Below are 15417 nucleotides of genomic sequence, written 5' to 3' on the forward strand. Positions count from 1 at the left end.
GGCAGCATGTTTGCAGATTTCCTCAGACGGCTGACAGAGCCGGAGCCTCAACAGCTTCCCGATGAAGATGCCCGCCTGGCGCTGACCGCGCTTCTGGTGCGGGTTGCGCGGTCCGACGGTGCCTATGAACCGGCCGAACGTGACCGCATCGACCAGATCGCACGTACGCGTTACGGGCTGGATGCCGATGCCTCGAAGCATCTGCGCAGCCAGGCCGAGGCGCTGGAGGCCGAGGCCCCCGACACCGTGCGCTTTACCCGCGCCATCAAGGATGCGGTGGCCTATGAAGACCGCATCGCGGTGATCGAGGCGCTGTGGCAGGTGGTGCTGGCCGATGGCCACCGCGAGGCGGAGGAAGATTCGCTTTTGCGGCTGGTGGCGAACCTGCTGGGCATCCGCGACCGGGACAGCGCGCTGGCGCGGCAGCGGGTCGAAGCGGCGGGGTGACCGCCAGCCTGCCTATGTACGACCGGCCTGAAACGCGGGCGGCGACGGCGGCGTTCTGGCAGGCGATCCGGCGCAGCCTTCCCGACAGGGCCGCACCCGCAGAGCTTGGCCAGCCCGATGACCTGATGGCGCATTGGAGAGATCCGGCGCTTGTCTTTTCGCAAACCTGCGGCCTGCCCTACCGCACCCGGCTACATGACCGCGTGCGACTGCTGGCGACGCCCGATTATGGCCTGCCGGGCTGCCCGCCGGGATATTACAACTCGGTCCTGGTGATGCGGACGGACGATCCGCGCAGCCGCGACGACTGGCCTGATCTCACGCTCGCGCTCAACGGATATGACAGCCAGTCGGGCTGGGCCGCGCCCTTTTTCCAAGCAAGCGCGCTTGGGTTGGCGTTCGGCGCGCATCTGGTCACCGGCGCGCACCGGGCATCGGCCCGCGCCGTATACGACGGCGCCGCCGACATCGCCGCCATCGACGCGCAGACCTGGCGCCTGATGTGCCGCTGGGACGATTGGACAGCAGGCCTGCGCGTGGCCGACCGGACCGAGCCGACGCCGGGCCTGCCCTTCATCACCGCCGCCGCCCGCGACCCGGCCCGCGATCCCGACCTTTGGCAGGCGCTCGACGATATGGCGCCCGCGGATCGCGCCACGCTGGGTCTGCGCGGCGTGGTCGCCATCCCGGCCGATCGCTACACTTCCCTGCCGGTGCCCCCCAAAGCGGCAGAGCGGGGCTGACATCGGGTCATTTGCGTCGCCGAGATCGCTTTCGACGCGTTTTACGCGTTGCATTGCGGCAGTCTTTCGCCTCATTCTGGTCGTTAACACCTTTCCTAATCCGACAAGGCACCTGTGTCCGAAACGCCCCCCGTGATCGCGATCCGCAACCTGCACAAGCAGTATGGCGCGCTTGAGGTTCTCAAGGGCGTCGACATCACGGCCCGTCGCGGCGACGTGGTGTCGCTGATCGGGTCGTCGGGGTCGGGCAAGTCCACGCTGCTGCGCTGCGCCAACCTGCTGGAGGACAGCCAGCAGGGCGAGATCGAGTTCAAGGGCGAACCGGTGCACTGGCGCGGCACGGGCCTGGGCCGCCGCCCGGGCGATGCCAAGCAGGTGCTGCGCATTCGCACCAACCTCAGCATGGTGTTCCAGCAGTTCAACCTGTGGTCCCACCTGTCGATCCTGCAGAACGTGATGGAGGCGCCGGTCACGGTGCTGGGCCGTGATCCGGCCGAGGTCGAAAAGTCCGCGCGCGGCTATCTGGACAAGGTCGGCATCGGCGACAAGTGTGACGTTTACCCGGCGCAACTGTCGGGCGGTCAGCAGCAGCGCGCCGCCATCGCCCGCGCGCTGTGCATGGAGCCCGAGGCGATCCTCTTCGACGAACCCACCTCGGCGCTGGACCCGGAGCTTGAACAGGAGGTGGTCAAGGTCATCAAGGATCTGGCCGCCGAGGGGCGCACGATGCTGATTGTCACCCATGACATGAAGATGGCCCAGGACGTGAGCAACCACGTCGTGTTCCTGCACCAGGGCCTGATCGAGGAAGAAGGCCCGCCGGACAGGCTGTTCGGCAGCCCAAAGTCGGAACGCCTGCGCGGCTTTCTGAAATCCACTCACGGATAAATCAAAAAACCACCACTCAGGGAGACCAAAATGAAAAAGATCCTACTTGGCACGGCGGCTCTGACGCTTTCCGCCAGCATGGCGTTTGCGGCGGCGCATTCGGTCGTGCGGCTTGGCACCGAAGGCGCCTACCCTCCGTACAACTTCATCAACGACGCAGGCGAAGTCGACGGCTTCGAGCGGGAGCTTGGGGATGAGCTCTGCGCGCGGGCCGAACTGACCTGCGAATGGGTGACCAACGAATGGGACAGCATCATTCCGAACCTCGTGTCGGGCAACTACGATGCGATCATCGCGGGCATGTCGATCACCGATGAACGCGACGAGGTGATCGATTTCACCGCGCCCTACACCCAGCCCGATCCGTCGGCCTACCTGGCGCTGGACGGCGCCGAGGTCGATTTCGAAGGCGGCGTGATCGCGGCGCAGTCGGGCACCCTCCAGGCCGGCCACATCGCCTCTTCCGGGGCGACGCTGGTGGAATTCGCCACGCCCGACGAAACCATCGCCGCCGTGCGCGGCGGGGAGGCCGACGCGGTGCTGGCCGACAAGGCATTCCTGTCGCCCATCGCCGAAGAGGCCGCAGATCTGGCACTGGTCGGGGATGACCTGCTGCTGGGCGGCGGCATCGGCATGGGCGTGCGCGAAAGCGATACCGAGCTCAAGGACAAGTTCTCGGCCGCGATCGAGTCGATGAAGGAAGACGGATCGCTCAACGCCCTGATCGAAAAGTGGCTGCCGGGTTCGGCCACGTTCTGAAGCACGCCCGGGGGGGGGCGCGTTGCGCCCTCCCCGCCCGCCTGACCGTCAAGACACACCCGCTGCCCGAAAGGCCCCGCCATCTTCAGCTTTTGCGCAGATCCCAGCACCCTTTCAGAGGCGGCCTGGCTTGCCTGTTACCTGACCACGGGCAAGCACATGGCGATCTACTGGTCGGTGGGCACGGTACTGGTGCTGCTGGCGATCACCGCGCCTGCGGCGCTGGCCTTCGGCTTTGGCGGCGCGGCTGCGGCGCGGTCGAAATTCCTGCCGCTGCGCTGGTTCGGCAAGACTTATATCGCGATCGTGCGGGGCGTGCCCGACATCGCGTTTTTCCTTTTTTTCGTCATAGCACTCGACCAGGCGTTCGAATGGATGCGCCACAAGGTCAAATGTCCCGATTGGGATCAGCCAATCCGGCAGGGCAATGATTTCGTCGTCTGCGATGCGGCCAAACTGCCGCTCGGCAACGCCGCGCAATGGGTGCATGAAACCTATGGCTTTCTTTTGGCGGTGCTGACTTTTGCCATCGTGTTCGGCGCCTTCGCCGCCAATGTGCTTTACGGCGCCATGCGCGCCGTGCCGCGTGGCCAGCTGGAAACGGCCGAGGCTTACGGTATGACCCAGCGCCAATGCTTCTGGCGCATTCTCGTGCCGCAGATGTGGGTCTTTGCCCTGCCCGGCCTGTCGAACCTATGGATGGTGCTGATCAAGGCCACGCCGCTGCTGTTCCTGCTCGGGGTCGAGGATATCGTCTACTGGGCGCGGGAACTGGGCGGGGCGAAGACGCCGCGCTTTACCGACTATCCCCACGGCGACTGGCGGATGTGGTATTTCCTGGCGCTGCTGGTCTTCTATCTCATTCTGACGCGTATTTCCGAGGTCGTGCTGGCGCGTGTCATGGCCCGGCTGACGCGCGGCCAGGCCACCATGGCAGGCGAAGCGCAAAGGAAAGCCGCGTGAGCTGCTGGGAAACCCTTGCCGACTATGGCCTGCGGTCTTTGGGCTACGGCGAACGGCTGTTGCCGCGATCCGATTTCACCCTCTGTCAGCAGGTGGTGCTGATCGGCTCGGGCATGATCTGGAACATCTATTTCGGCGTGCTGGCGATGTGTTCGGGCTTTTTCCTGGCCACGGCAGTGGCGCTTGGAAAGGCGTCGCAGAACCGGGTTCTGCGCAAGCTTTCGGAATGGTTCATCTTCGTCTTCCGAGGCTCGCCGCTTTTCATCCAGTTCTTTTTTGCCTATTTCCTGTTCGTCAGCCTAAAGGCCGTGTCGCCGGTCTTCGACGCCTTTTCGGCGGCCTGGCTTGGGGCGCTGATCGTGCTCTTTCTCAACACCGCCGCCTATTCGGGCGAGATTTTCCATGGCGCGCTGCTGTCGGTGCCCAAGGGCGATATCGAGGCTGCCGATGCCTACGGGCTGACCGGCTGGTCGCGGTTCAAGCGGATCACATGGCCCACGTTGTTGCGGCTGGCCTGGCCCGCCTACACGAACGAGGCGATCTTTCTTTTCCAGTCCACCACGCTGGTCTTCTTTTCCGGCTTTCCGGCCTGGCAGCAGCGCGGCGATGCGCTTTATTACGCCAGCTATTTCGCCGACAAGACCTTCAACCCCTTCGTGCCCTATCCGATCCTGGCGGGGTACTTCATCCTGCTGACGCTGGTGATCGTGGGGGGGTTCGGCCTGGTGAACCGCCGCCTGAACCGGCATCTGCCGCAGGAACAGCGCGCCCGGATGAAACTGCGCCCGAACTTCCTGCGCTAGGTGCCCCGGAAAATTCGAATTTTCCGGGCCCGTTTTCCTGAGGGAAAACGCCGCCCCGCACCTTAACACTTGCCAAGCCCCCCTGCCGCCCGGTATCCATAATTTGATCAAATTATGCAAACCTCCGGTGCCCCATGTCATCCTCTGCGATGAAGAACTACCTGCGCAAACATCCCGAAGTCCGGACCATCCGCGTAGCCGCCGCCGACCTCAACGGCCAGATGCGCGGCAAACGCGTGCCATCGCGCTTTGCCGACAAGGTGGTCGAGGATGGCACGCGCTTTCCGCTGTCAGTGCTGAACCTCGATATCTGGGGCGAGGATATCGACGACAGCCCGCTCGTCTTTGACTCCGGCGATGCGGACGGTGTGCTCAAACCCACCGAACGCGGCTTCATGCCGATGCCCTGGCTCGAGGCCCCGACCGCGCTGCTGCCGATCTGGATGTTCCGCGAAGACGGCCGCCCGTTCGAAGGGGACCCGCGCCATGCCTTGCGCGCGGTGGTGGAACGCTATCGGAACAAAGGGCTGACGCCGGTGGTGGCGGTCGAGCTCGAGTTTTTTCTGATCGACGATTCGGGGCGGAACCTGCAGGTGCCGCTGTCGCCCCGGTCGGGCAAGCGCCGCAAGGCGGCCGAGACGATGTCGATCCGCGCGCTCGACCAGTTCGACCAGTTCTTTACCGATCTTTACGACGCCTGCGAGGCGATGGACATTCCCGCCGACACCGCCATTTCCGAGGCCGGGCTGGGGCAGTTCGAGATCAACCTGATGCACGGCGACGACGCATTGCGCGCCGCCGACGATGCCTGGCTCTTCAAGATGCTGGTCAAGGGGCTGGCCCGGCGGCACGGCTTTGCCGCAAGCTTCATGGCGAAGCCCTACGAGGATTACGCAGGCTCTGGCCTGCACACGCATTTTTCCGTGCTCGATGCCGAGGGGCGCAACATCTTCGACGACGGCGGCCCGCGTGGCACCGATGCGATGCTGCATGCGGTGGCGGGATGTCTGAACGCCATGCACGACAGCACCCTGGTCTTTGCACCGCATCTGAATTCCTACGACCGGATGGTGCCGGGCGCACACGCGCCGACGGGGCTCTGCTGGGCGTACGAAAACCGCACGGCGGCGATCCGCATCCCGTCGGGCAATCACGCGGCGCGGCGCATCGAACACCGGCTCGCGGGCGGGGATGTGAACCCCTACCTGATGCTGACGGCGATCCTTGGGGCGGCGCTCAACGGGATCGAGGACGGCGTATTGCCGCCCGAACCGATCACCGGCAATGCCTATGCGCTGGATCTAGCGCATGTGCCCAACAACTGGGGCGATGCGATCGAGGCGTTCGAGAACAGCGCCGAGATCCCGCGTATCTTTGCGCCCGAGATGATCCGCAACCTGCTGCTGACCAAAAAGCAGGAGCGGCATTACATGGCCGAGCTCAGCCCCAATGAACAGGTCGAGATCTACCTCGACACGGTCTGACGGGGCGGCCCCTTGCCGCCCCTGCCCCCGACCTCTACCTTGCGACCAGACAACCCGAAACGGTGCTTCATGAAAATCGGTATCCTGCAAACCGGCCTCGCGCCCGCAGAGCTTGCGGCGCGCACCGGCGAATACCCCGAAATGTTCGCGGACCTGCTCAAGGGCCACGGCTTCGAGTTCGAGGCCTGGGCCGTCGTCAACGGCGACTTCCCCCCCGGGGCCGAGGCTGCCGAAGGCTGGCTGATCACCGGATCGCGGCACGGCGCCTATGAGGATCTGCCATGGATCCCCCCGCTCGAGGCGCTGATCCGCGATATCGTCGCCGCCGAACGGCCGCTGGTCGGGGTCTGTTTCGGGCATCAGATCATCGCGCAGGCCCTGGGCGGGCGGGTCGAGAAATTCGCGCGCGGCTGGTCGATCGGCCCCACCGCCTACGATCTTGACGGTCGCACCGTCACGCTGAACGCCTGGCATCAGGATCAGGTCACCGCCCTGCCCCCTGGGGCAAAAGTCATCGGCCACAGCGATTTCTGCGCCAATGCGGCGCTGCTTTATCCCGGGCGCGCCATCAGCGTGCAGCCGCATCCGGAATACGACGACGCCTTCATTCAGGGCCTGATCGACCACCGCGGGCGCGGTGTGGTCCCCGACGATCAGCTGGCCCAGGCCGAGGCCGCGCTTGGCGCACCGCTGGACCGGGCCGAGATCGGACAGCGCTTTGCCCATTTCTTCAAGACGAAAGAATTCGCATGACCGACTGGACCGACAGCCTGCCCGAGGCCGCGCGCCTGTTCCTGGAAAACCGCCGTCTGGACGAGGTGGAATGCATCATCTCGGACCTGCCCGGCATCGCCCGGGGCAAGGCGGTGCCCGCCTCCAAATTCGCGCGGCAAAAGTATTTCCACCTGCCGGATTCGATCTTTTTCCAGACCATCACCGGCGACTGGGGCGAAGCGGCGGACGAACGCGAAGGCTTTATCGAACGCGACATGATCCTGAAGCCGGACATGTCGACCGCCACCGCCGCGCCCTGGACCGGCGACTGGACGCTACAGGTCATCCACGACGCCTTTGACCGCAAAGACCGGCCCGTGCCTTACGCGCCGCGCAACGTGCTCAAGCAGGTCTGCGCGCTTTACGAGGCGGAGGGCTGGACGCCCGTGGTGGCCCCCGAGATGGAGTTCTTTCTGGTCGCGCGCAACATCGACCCGGCCAAGAACATCGAGCCGATGTTGGGCCGGTCGGGCCGCCCCGCCGCCGCGCGGCAGGCCTATTCGATGACCGCCGTGGACGAATTCGGCCCGGTGATCGACGACATCTATGATTTTGCCGAGGCGCAGGGGTTCGAGATCGACGGTATCACCCAGGAAGGCGGCGCGGGCCAGCTCGAGATCAACCTGCTGCACGGCGACCCGGTCAAGCTGGCCGACGAGGTCTTTTATTTCAAAAGGCTGATCCGCGAGGCGGCGCTGCGCCACGACTGTTTCGCCACCTTCATGGCCAAACCCATCGCGGATGAACCCGGATCGGCGATGCACATGCATCATTCGGTGCTGGACCGGTCGACCGGCAAGAACATCTTTACCGGTCCGGCGGGCGGCGAGACGGACGCGTTCTTTCATTTCATCGGCGGCCTGCAGAAATACATGCCCGCCGCCATCGCGGTGCTGGCGCCCTACGTGAACAGCTATCGCCGCTACGTGAAGGATCACGCCGCGCCGATCAACCTGGAATGGGGCCGCGACAACCGCACCACCGGCATCCGCATTCCGCTGTCCGGGCCCGACTCGCGCCGGGTGGAAAACCGGCTGGCGGGCATGGATTGCAACCCCTACCTCGGCATCGCGGTGTCGCTGGCCTGCGGATATCTGGGCATGATGAACGAGGTGCGCCCCTCCAAGCAGTTCAAGGGCGATGCCTACGAGGGCGATGGCGACATCCCGCGGACCCTGGGCCAGGCGCTGGACCTCTTCGCCGAGGCGGACGATCTGCACAAGGTGCTGGGCCCGGAATTCGCGCGGGTCTATTCCATCGTGAAAGCCACCGAATACGAGGAATTCCTGCAGGTGATCAGCCCGTGGGAACGCGAACATCTGCTGCTCAACGTCTGATCGCGGGGCGCCTGCCCGGCGTTTTCCGGCAAGACGCAGCCTGAGGGACCGTTGATGGATCTGTTGTTTTCGAATGACCGGCGCGGGCAGTATCCGCAAAGCTGGTACGCCGCCACGACCAAGTCTCTGCCGCCTGCCCCGCCGCTCAAGGGTGAAACGCGGGCCGATGTCTGCATCGTCGGCGGCGGCTATACCGGGCTGTCGGCGGCGCTGCATCTGGCCGAGGCGGGGCTTGATGTCGTGTTGCTCGAGGCGCACCGCGTGGGCTTTGGTGCCTCGGGGCGCAACGGCGGTCAGTTGGGGTCGGGCCAGCGGATGGACCAGACCGGGCTTGAGGGGTTCGTGGGCCGCGACACCGCGCGGCAGCTCTGGGACCTGGGCGAAGATGCCAAGGCGCTGGTCAAGGACCTGATCGCGCGCCACGCAATCGATTGCTACCTGAAGCCCGGCGTGGCCTGGACCGGGTCAAGCCGGTCCGAGGTCGACGACCTGCACCGCTATGCCGCGCATCTGTCGGAACGCTACGGCTATGACCAGCTTGAGGTGCTCGACGCCGACGCCTGTCACGCGCTTTGCCCCTCGCCGGATTACAAGGGCGGGATTCTGGACATGGGGGCTGGGCACCTGCATCCGCTCCGCTTTGCGCTGGGGCTGGCAGAGGCAGCGCAGAAGGCCGGTGTGCGCATCCATGAGAACAGCCATGTACATCATATCGCCAAGGGCACGCCCGCCACGGTGCAGACCGATGCGGGCCGGGTAACGGCGGATCACGTGATCCTGGCCGCCAACGGCTACCTTGGCGGGCTGGACCGGCAGGTCGCGGCCAAGGTCATGCCGATCAACAACTTCATCGTCGCGACCGAACCGCTGGGCGCGCGCACGGTCGAGGTGCTGACCCGCGATGTGGCGGTGGCCGACAGCCGATTCGTTGTGAATTACTTCCGGCTTAGCCACGATGGCCGACTGCTGTTCGGCGGCGGCGAAAGCTATGGCTACCGGTTCCCGCAGGACATCCGCGCGGTGGTGTCGAAACCGATGCTGAAGGTCTTTCCGCATCTGGCGGATGTGCGGCTCGACTATGCATGGGGCGGGACGCTGGCGATCACCATGAAGCGCATGCCCTATCTGGCGCGGATTTCGCCCAACCTGCTTTCGGCCTCGGGCTATTCGGGGCACGGGGTCGGCACGGCGGTGCATGCCGGAAAGCTGATGGCCGAGGCGATCCGCGGTCAGTCGGCGGGGTTCGATACCCTCGCCGCCGTGCCCGCGCCCACGTTTCCGGGTGGCGGCGCGCTGCGCAGCCCGCTTCTGGTTCTGGCGATGAGCTGGTTTGCCCTGCGCGACCGGCTGGGTCTCTGATCACCGATCCAAGGGGCGTCACAGGATTTTCACTTTGCACCCGGGCGGCTTTGATTTAAGAAAAGTCAAAGCGCGCCTTTGGAAAATTGAAAACCATGACCATCCCAAATATGCACGAGGCTGAACCGATCCCCGCCGCGGCCCGGGCCGAGATCGAGCGGCTTTTGCAGTCGGGCGACCTTTTCCGCTATACCGCACCGTCGGATGCGCCGGTCGCGGTGCTGGAACGGGAATTCGCAGCGTTCCTGGGGGCGGACTATGCGCTGGCGGTCAGCAGCTGCTCCGCGGCACTTTTCCTGTCGCTCAAGGCGCTGGGGCTGCCACGGGACGCGCGGGTGTTGATCCCCGGCTTTACCTTCGCCGCCGTCCCGTCGGCGGTGATCCACGCGGACTGCCTGCCGGTGCTGTGCGAGGTCGGCGAAAACTACCGCATCGACCTAGCGGATTTCGAGGCGAAGCTCGACAACGTAGAGGCGGTGATCATCAGCCACATGCGCGGGCACACCTCGGACATGGACGCGATCATGGCGCTCTGCGATGCGCGGGGCCTGCCGGTGATCGAGGATGCTGCGCATTCGCTGGGCACCACATGGGCGGGACGCAACATCGGCACGATCGGGCGGATCGGCTGTTTCAGCTTTCAAAGCTACAAGCTGATCAACGCCGGCGAGGGCGGGATCCTGGTTACAGACGATGCCGATATCGTCGCCCGTGCCATCATCATGTCGGGCGCCTACGAGCATAACTGGCAAAAACACCCGGTCCTGCAATCGGCCTTTGCCAAATGGCAGAATCGCCTGCCCCTCTATAACCTGCGGCTGTCGAACCTGTCGGCGGCGGTCATCCGGTCGCAGATTGCCGAAGTGCCCCGCCGCGTGGCGGACGGGCGGCGAAATCACGACCTGGTCGCCGACCGGCTGCGCGCCTCGCCCTATATCGACGTGCCGTCAAAGCTGCCGCCCGAAGACCGCGCGCCGGATTCGCTGCAGTTCAACCTGGTCGGCATGACCGATGCGCAGGTCTACGACTTCGTCGCGGCTGCCAAGGCCGCGGGAGTGAGCGTTCAGGTCTTCGGACACAGCGCCGACAACGCGCGGGCGTTCTGGAACTGGCAGTTCGTGCCCGACCTGCCAGAGCTGCCGCGCACCCGCGCAATGCTGATGCGGGCCTGCGACACGCGCCTGCCCGCCCGGCTGACTCCGCAGGACTGCGACGCCGTCGCCGATGCGCTGCTGAACGCCGCGGACGCGGTGATGACCCCGCCGCGGGCCTTCGGCACCTGATTACTTGTTGAGTTTGTTCAGCTTGGCCTGAAGATCGGCCAGTTCCTTCTTGATCGCGTCGAGGTCTTCGCCCTCGGGCTCGGGCTCCGGCGCGCTGGTGCCGGACGCGATGCCGCCGGTCATGGCCTTCAGAAACGCCTCTTGCTGCGCCTGCATCGCCTCGAACCCCGGCATCTTGGTCATCGGGTTGACCGATCCCATCTTCTCGACCCATTTCGACTGGCTGTCGCGAAACATCTCGAAGCTGGCGGCCAGGAACTGCGGCACGACACTGGTGGCCTGGGTGGTGTAGCTGCGCACAAGATCGGTCAGGACGTTGATCGGCAGGACGGATTCACCCTTGCTTTCATGCTCGGCCACGATCTGCAGCAGATATTGCCGGGTCAGATCGTCGCCTGACTTGAGGTCGACAATCTGCACTTCGCGCCCTTCACGGATAAAGCCCGCGATATCCTCCAGCGTCACGTAGTCGCTGGTTTCCGTGTTATACAGCCTCCGACTGGCATAACGCTTGATCAGAAGAGGCTTGTCTTTATCGGCCACGGGTTCCCTCCCAGTCAGGCTGCGGTGCAGAAAAGCCTATGCTGCACCGGCATAAATGGGAAGTCCCTTATTTTACCGCCCCCTAACGCGAAAAAGGCGGACCCCAGAAAGGGATCCGCCCAAGGTCCTGCGCTCTTCGGGAGGAAAGAGGCGCAATCTCCCTTTGACTTACTTCGCGGTTGCGGTTGCCTTCTTGGCAGCGGCGGTCGCGTCGTTGGTGGCTTTCTTCACGGCCGCGGTTGCGTCCTCGGAGAAGTCCTTGCCTGCGGCCATCATCAGTTCGACGGTGTCCATCTGAACCTTTTTCGCGATTTCAGCGAAAGCGGCCATGTTCTCGGCGGTGACTTCTGCCTGAGCCGATGCGAAGTCGGTCATCGACTTGGCATAGTCGGCAGGCTCTGCCTTGGCTTTGGACATGTCGGCCAGCTTGGTCAGGGTGTCCTTGGTCCACTTGGCGGAAATCTCGGTGGATTTCTCAGCGGCTTCCAGAGCAACGCCCGACAGCTTTTCGTTCAGCGTGGCGGAGGTCTTGAACGCGTCGTCCATGGCTTTGGTGTCCACGGGGAATGCGCCCATCATGTCTTTCAGGACGGTGGTGAAATCTTGCGTCTTGGCCATAATCTTGATCCTTTCATCTGCTTGGCGGGCCCACCCCGCCGTTTCATTGCAGCTGTCAGGAATATGCATTCTGCACCGCAGCATTTCAAGGGTAAATTGCTGCAGTGCAGAAAAAATCTCTAAGTTATTGATCTTTCTGGTTTGCTTTGGCCAAAACATAGGTCCCAGGGGCGGGACAGAGCGACGGATACTTCGAATCGCCGGGCTTTCTGGCCGCCGTCCAGCGTCCGGAGCGCTTTGACAGCCAGCTTTCCCAGCGCGGCCACCAGCTGCCTTCGTTGAATGCCGCCGCCTCCATCCAGTGATCCGCATCCTCGCCGAACTCGTCGTTGATGTAATGGCCGTACTTCTTTTTCGACGGCGGATTGACGATGCCCGCGATGTGCCCCGATTCAGAGACCACAAAGGTCTTCTGCTTGGATCCCATCTTCTGCACCCCGCGATAGCAGTCCTTCCACGCGGCGATGTGGTCGGTTTCGCAGGCCACCGACATCAGCGGCACGTCCACGTCGCGGATATTGAGCGTGTGGCCCAGAAGCTCGACCCCGTCCTCGGCAAAGCGGTTGTCCTGGCAAAGTCTGCGCAGGTACTGCATCGCCATCCTTCCGGGCAGGTTCGCGCCGTCGCCGTTCCAGTAGAGCAGATCGAAGGCGGGGGGTGTTTCCCCCATCATGTAGCTCTTGATCGCGGGGCCATAGACCAGGTCGTTCGAGCGCAGGAACGAAAAGGTTCGCGCCATGATGAAAGACCGCAAAAGCCCGGTATCGCCGATCTCGGCCTCGATCCCGTCGATGAAGTCGTTCTGCAGGAAGGGTGTGAATTCACCCTGGTCGCTGAAATCGGTCAGGGTGGTAAAGAAGGTTGCCGACTTGATCGACTTGTCCCCACGCTGCTTGAGCAAGGACAGCGTCAGGCTCAGCGTCGTGCCCGCGATGCAGTAACCCACGGCGTTGACCTTGGCCTGGCCGGTGATCTCTTTCACCACGTCGAGCGCCGTCAGGTACCCCTCTTCGATATAGGTATCGAGGCCCACGTCGCGGTAGGATTCGTCGGGATTGACCCAGGACACCACGAAAAGCGTATAGCCCTGATCGACGATCCAGCGGATCAGCGAATTCTGCGGCTTGAGGTCGAGGATGTAGTACTTGTTGATCCACGGCGGGAACAGCACGATGGGCGTTTCACGCACCTTGTCGGTGGTGGGGTGGTACTGGATGATCTCCATCATCCGGTTGCGATAGATCACCTCGCCCTCGGCGGTGGCGATATTCTCGCCGATTTTGAAGGCGTCCTCGTCCGCGAGCTTGACCACCAGTTCGCCGTTGTTCGCCTCAAGATCCGCGACCAGGTTTTCCAGCCCTTTCACCAGGCTGGCCCCTTCGGTTTCCACGGCCTTTTCCAGCGCATCGGGGTTGGTCGAGAAGAAATTCGTCGGCGCCATCATATCGACGATCTGCTGTGCGAAATAGCGCAGGCGGCGGCGTTCCTTGGGATCCATGCCTTCCGCGTCCTCGACCGCGGTGCGGATCGCCTCGGCATTGATCAGGTACTGCTGCTTGATGAAGTTGAAATAGGGGTGCGTGTCCCAAAGCGGGTTGGAAAACCGCTTGTCCTTGGGGCCCGGGTCCTCGGGCGCCTGCAGTTTGCCCTTGGCCAGCGCCTGCTGCGCCTCGACGTAATGGGTGACGGATTTCCCCCAGTAGGCGATCTGGTGCTCCATGATCTTGGCGGGATTTTGCAGCCATTCCTGCCAATAGGCGGTGAGCGCGTCGGCATAAAGCTCTTGGTCCGGACCATGCAGGGCCGGGTTGATGGGCTTTTTCTGGCTCATGGCATTCAGCAAACGCTGTGACAGCTCTTCAACGCGCGCTAGATTCTCGGTCATTTTTTCAAGTCCCTTCGCTGCGTCAACAGTCTCAGTTGTCATTCCTGCAATTCCCCCTTACGTTTGCTGCTGTGCAGAATAAAGTCGCCACGGTCGGGGGGCAAAGCGACGATTTGGCTCGATGTGCGCCCCGCGCACCGGCAAAAGGAGACGCATCATGCGCTATATGGCCACTTACGACCTGATGGAAACCGTCCGCAACACCAATGCCTGGATGGGCGCAACGGCCCGTACGATGGCATCCTACCCGGCCTTTTCGATGATTCCCAACCCAGCGATCCAGTGGATGGCGGCCTGGGGCGAAGTCACCGAGCGCACGTTCAAACGCATGGTCGTCAAGCCCGACTGGGGCATCCGCACCATGACATGCGAAGACGGCAAGGATCATCTGGTCAACATCGAAACAGTGGTGGAGCGCCCCTTTGGCGACCTGCTCCACTTCAACGTGTCGGGACGTGCGGAACAGCCCCGCAAGATCCTTCTTGTGGCTCCGATGTCGGGTCACTACGCCACTCTCCTCCGGTCGACCGTCAAATCGTTGATGGTCAATTGTGAAGTCTATGTCACTGACTGGCATAATGCACGCGACATCCCGGTCAGCGCCGGAAAATTCGATGTGGAGGACTACACGCTCTACCTCGTCGACTTCATGCGGCACCTTGGCCCCGACACCCATGTGATCGCGGTGTGCCAGCCCGCGCCGCTGACATTGGCGGCCACTGCCTACCTTGCCGGAGAGGACCCCGACGCGCAGCCGCGGTCGCTGACCCTCATCGGCGGGCCGATTGATCCCGATGCCAATGCCACCGATGTCACCGATTTCGGCCACCGCATGACCATGGGCCAGCTGGAAGAGACGATGATCCAGCGCGTCGGGTTCAAATATCCCGGCGTCGGCCGCATGGTCTATCCCGGGCTGCTGCAGCTGGCCTCCTTCGTGTCGATGAATGCCGACCGGCATTCCAAGGCCTTCAACGACCAGATCATCCGCGTCAGCAAGGGGCTGGGGTCGGATCACGATGCCCACAACCGATTCTACGACGAATACCTTGCGGTGATGGACATGCCGGCGGAATTCTACCTGTCGACCGTGGAACGCATCTTCAAGAACGGCGAGATCGCCAAGAACGAATTCGTCGTGGCGGGCAAGCCGGTCGATATCGGCAAGATCACCAAGGTCGCGGTCAAGACGGTCGAAGGCGCCAATGACGACATTTCGGCCCCCGGCCAGTGCGTCGCGGCGCTGGGGCTGTGCACCGGCCTGCCGGACGACATGAAGGCCAGCCATGTGGAACCCGGCGCGGGCCACTACGGCATCTTCGCGGGCAAGAGCTGGCGCAACAACATCCGCCCGCTCGTGCTGGATTTCATCGACCAGAACGCAGGCACCCCGCGCAAATCGGCGAAACCGGCCAAGGCGGCCAACCAGAACGTCGCCTGACCAAACAGATCAGCGCGTCATGGCCCCTGCGATCCCGATCGCGGGGGTTTTCTTTTGGACGGGTCCCAAACGTGCTGGTCGGTTTTGCGG

General features: G+C 63.6%; 15 protein-coding genes. 12 read left to right on the forward strand and 3 right to left on the reverse strand.

What is annotated here, in order from left to right:
• Positions 1 to 6: 6 nt before the first annotated feature.
• The 11 genes from ACOXXX_RS10500 to ACOXXX_RS10550 all read left to right on the forward strand — a co-directional run bounded on the left by ACOXXX_RS10500 (position 7) and on the right by ACOXXX_RS10550 (position 10840).
• Entirely contained in the window at positions 7 to 447 is a 441-nt protein-coding gene (locus ACOXXX_RS10500; protein ID WP_422826529.1) for a TerB family tellurite resistance protein, read from the forward strand.
• Between the two features lie 14 nt (positions 448 to 461).
• Positions 462 to 1190 (forward strand): phosphate/phosphite/phosphonate ABC transporter substrate-binding protein, encoded by a 729-nt coding sequence (locus ACOXXX_RS10505; RefSeq protein ID WP_422826530.1) that lies wholly within the window; start codon positions 462 to 464, stop codon positions 1188 to 1190.
• A 114-nt stretch (positions 1191 to 1304) separates the two neighbouring features.
• On the forward strand, positions 1305 to 2078 hold the full coding sequence (locus tag ACOXXX_RS10510; protein WP_422826531.1) for an ABC transporter ATP-binding protein: 774 nt from the start codon (positions 1305 to 1307) through the stop codon (positions 2076 to 2078).
• A gap of 30 nt (positions 2079 to 2108) precedes the next feature.
• A complete protein-coding gene (locus ACOXXX_RS10515; RefSeq protein WP_422826532.1) occupies positions 2109 to 2837 on the forward strand; it encodes a transporter substrate-binding domain-containing protein in 729 nt (242 codons plus the stop codon).
• An 81-nt stretch (positions 2838 to 2918) separates the two neighbouring features.
• Positions 2919 to 3800: an ABC transporter permease gene (locus ACOXXX_RS10520; RefSeq protein WP_422826671.1), complete on the forward strand. Its 882-nt coding sequence runs from the start codon at positions 2919 to 2921 to the stop codon at positions 3798 to 3800.
• Entirely contained in the window at positions 3797 to 4603 is an 807-nt protein-coding gene (locus tag ACOXXX_RS10525) for an ABC transporter permease (protein ID WP_422826533.1), read from the forward strand. Before ACOXXX_RS10520 ends, ACOXXX_RS10525 begins: the two co-directional genes overlap by 4 nt.
• 149 nt (positions 4604 to 4752) lie before the next feature.
• Positions 4753 to 6087 (forward strand): glutamine synthetase family protein, encoded by a 1335-nt coding sequence (locus ACOXXX_RS10530; RefSeq protein ID WP_422826534.1) that lies wholly within the window; start codon positions 4753 to 4755, stop codon positions 6085 to 6087.
• Positions 6088 to 6156: 69 nt separating this feature from the next.
• Positions 6157 to 6840: a type 1 glutamine amidotransferase gene (locus tag ACOXXX_RS10535; RefSeq protein ID WP_422826535.1), complete on the forward strand. Its 684-nt coding sequence runs from the start codon at positions 6157 to 6159 to the stop codon at positions 6838 to 6840.
• Positions 6837 to 8198: a glutamine synthetase family protein gene (locus ACOXXX_RS10540; RefSeq protein ID WP_422826536.1), complete on the forward strand. Its 1362-nt coding sequence runs from the start codon at positions 6837 to 6839 to the stop codon at positions 8196 to 8198. Before ACOXXX_RS10535 ends, ACOXXX_RS10540 begins: the two co-directional genes overlap by 4 nt.
• A gap of 54 nt (positions 8199 to 8252) precedes the next feature.
• The gene (locus ACOXXX_RS10545) at positions 8253 to 9557 is read left to right on the forward strand and encodes an NAD(P)/FAD-dependent oxidoreductase (RefSeq protein ID WP_422826537.1); all 1305 of its coding nucleotides are present in this window, start codon (positions 8253 to 8255) and stop codon (positions 9555 to 9557) included.
• 95 nt (positions 9558 to 9652) lie between these two features.
• Complete coding sequence (locus ACOXXX_RS10550; protein WP_422826538.1) at positions 9653 to 10840, forward strand: DegT/DnrJ/EryC1/StrS family aminotransferase; 1188 nt, start codon at positions 9653 to 9655, stop codon at positions 10838 to 10840.
• Here the strand turns inward: ACOXXX_RS10550 and phaR are convergent, their stop codons facing one another.
• The 3 genes from phaR to ACOXXX_RS10565 all read right to left on the reverse strand — a co-directional run bounded on the left by phaR (position 10841) and on the right by ACOXXX_RS10565 (position 13928).
• The gene (gene phaR / locus ACOXXX_RS10555) at positions 10841 to 11383 is read right to left on the reverse strand and encodes a polyhydroxyalkanoate synthesis repressor PhaR (protein ID WP_422826539.1); all 543 of its coding nucleotides are present in this window, start codon (positions 11381 to 11383) and stop codon (positions 10841 to 10843) included.
• A gap of 168 nt (positions 11384 to 11551) precedes the next feature.
• Positions 11552 to 12001 carry a phasin, PhaP gene (locus ACOXXX_RS10560; RefSeq protein WP_422826540.1) on the reverse strand — a complete coding sequence of 150 codons (450 nt, stop codon included), beginning with the start codon at positions 11999 to 12001 and terminating at the stop codon, positions 11552 to 11554.
• Positions 12002 to 12125: 124 nt separating this feature from the next.
• Positions 12126 to 13928, reverse strand: a complete 1803-nt coding sequence (locus tag ACOXXX_RS10565; protein WP_422826541.1) for a PHA/PHB synthase family protein — start codon at positions 13926 to 13928, stop codon at positions 12126 to 12128.
• A gap of 115 nt (positions 13929 to 14043) precedes the next feature.
• Between ACOXXX_RS10565 and phaZ the strand changes: the two genes are divergently transcribed.
• Positions 14044 to 15327, forward strand: coding sequence for a polyhydroxyalkanoate depolymerase (gene phaZ / locus ACOXXX_RS10570; RefSeq protein WP_422826542.1), 1284 nt, complete (start codon positions 14044 to 14046; stop codon positions 15325 to 15327).
• Positions 15328 to 15417 lie beyond the last annotated feature (90 nt).

Source organism: Thalassococcus sp. BH17M4-6, assembly GCF_049323015.1.
Classification (GTDB): Bacteria; Pseudomonadota; Alphaproteobacteria; order Rhodobacterales; family Rhodobacteraceae; genus Puniceibacterium.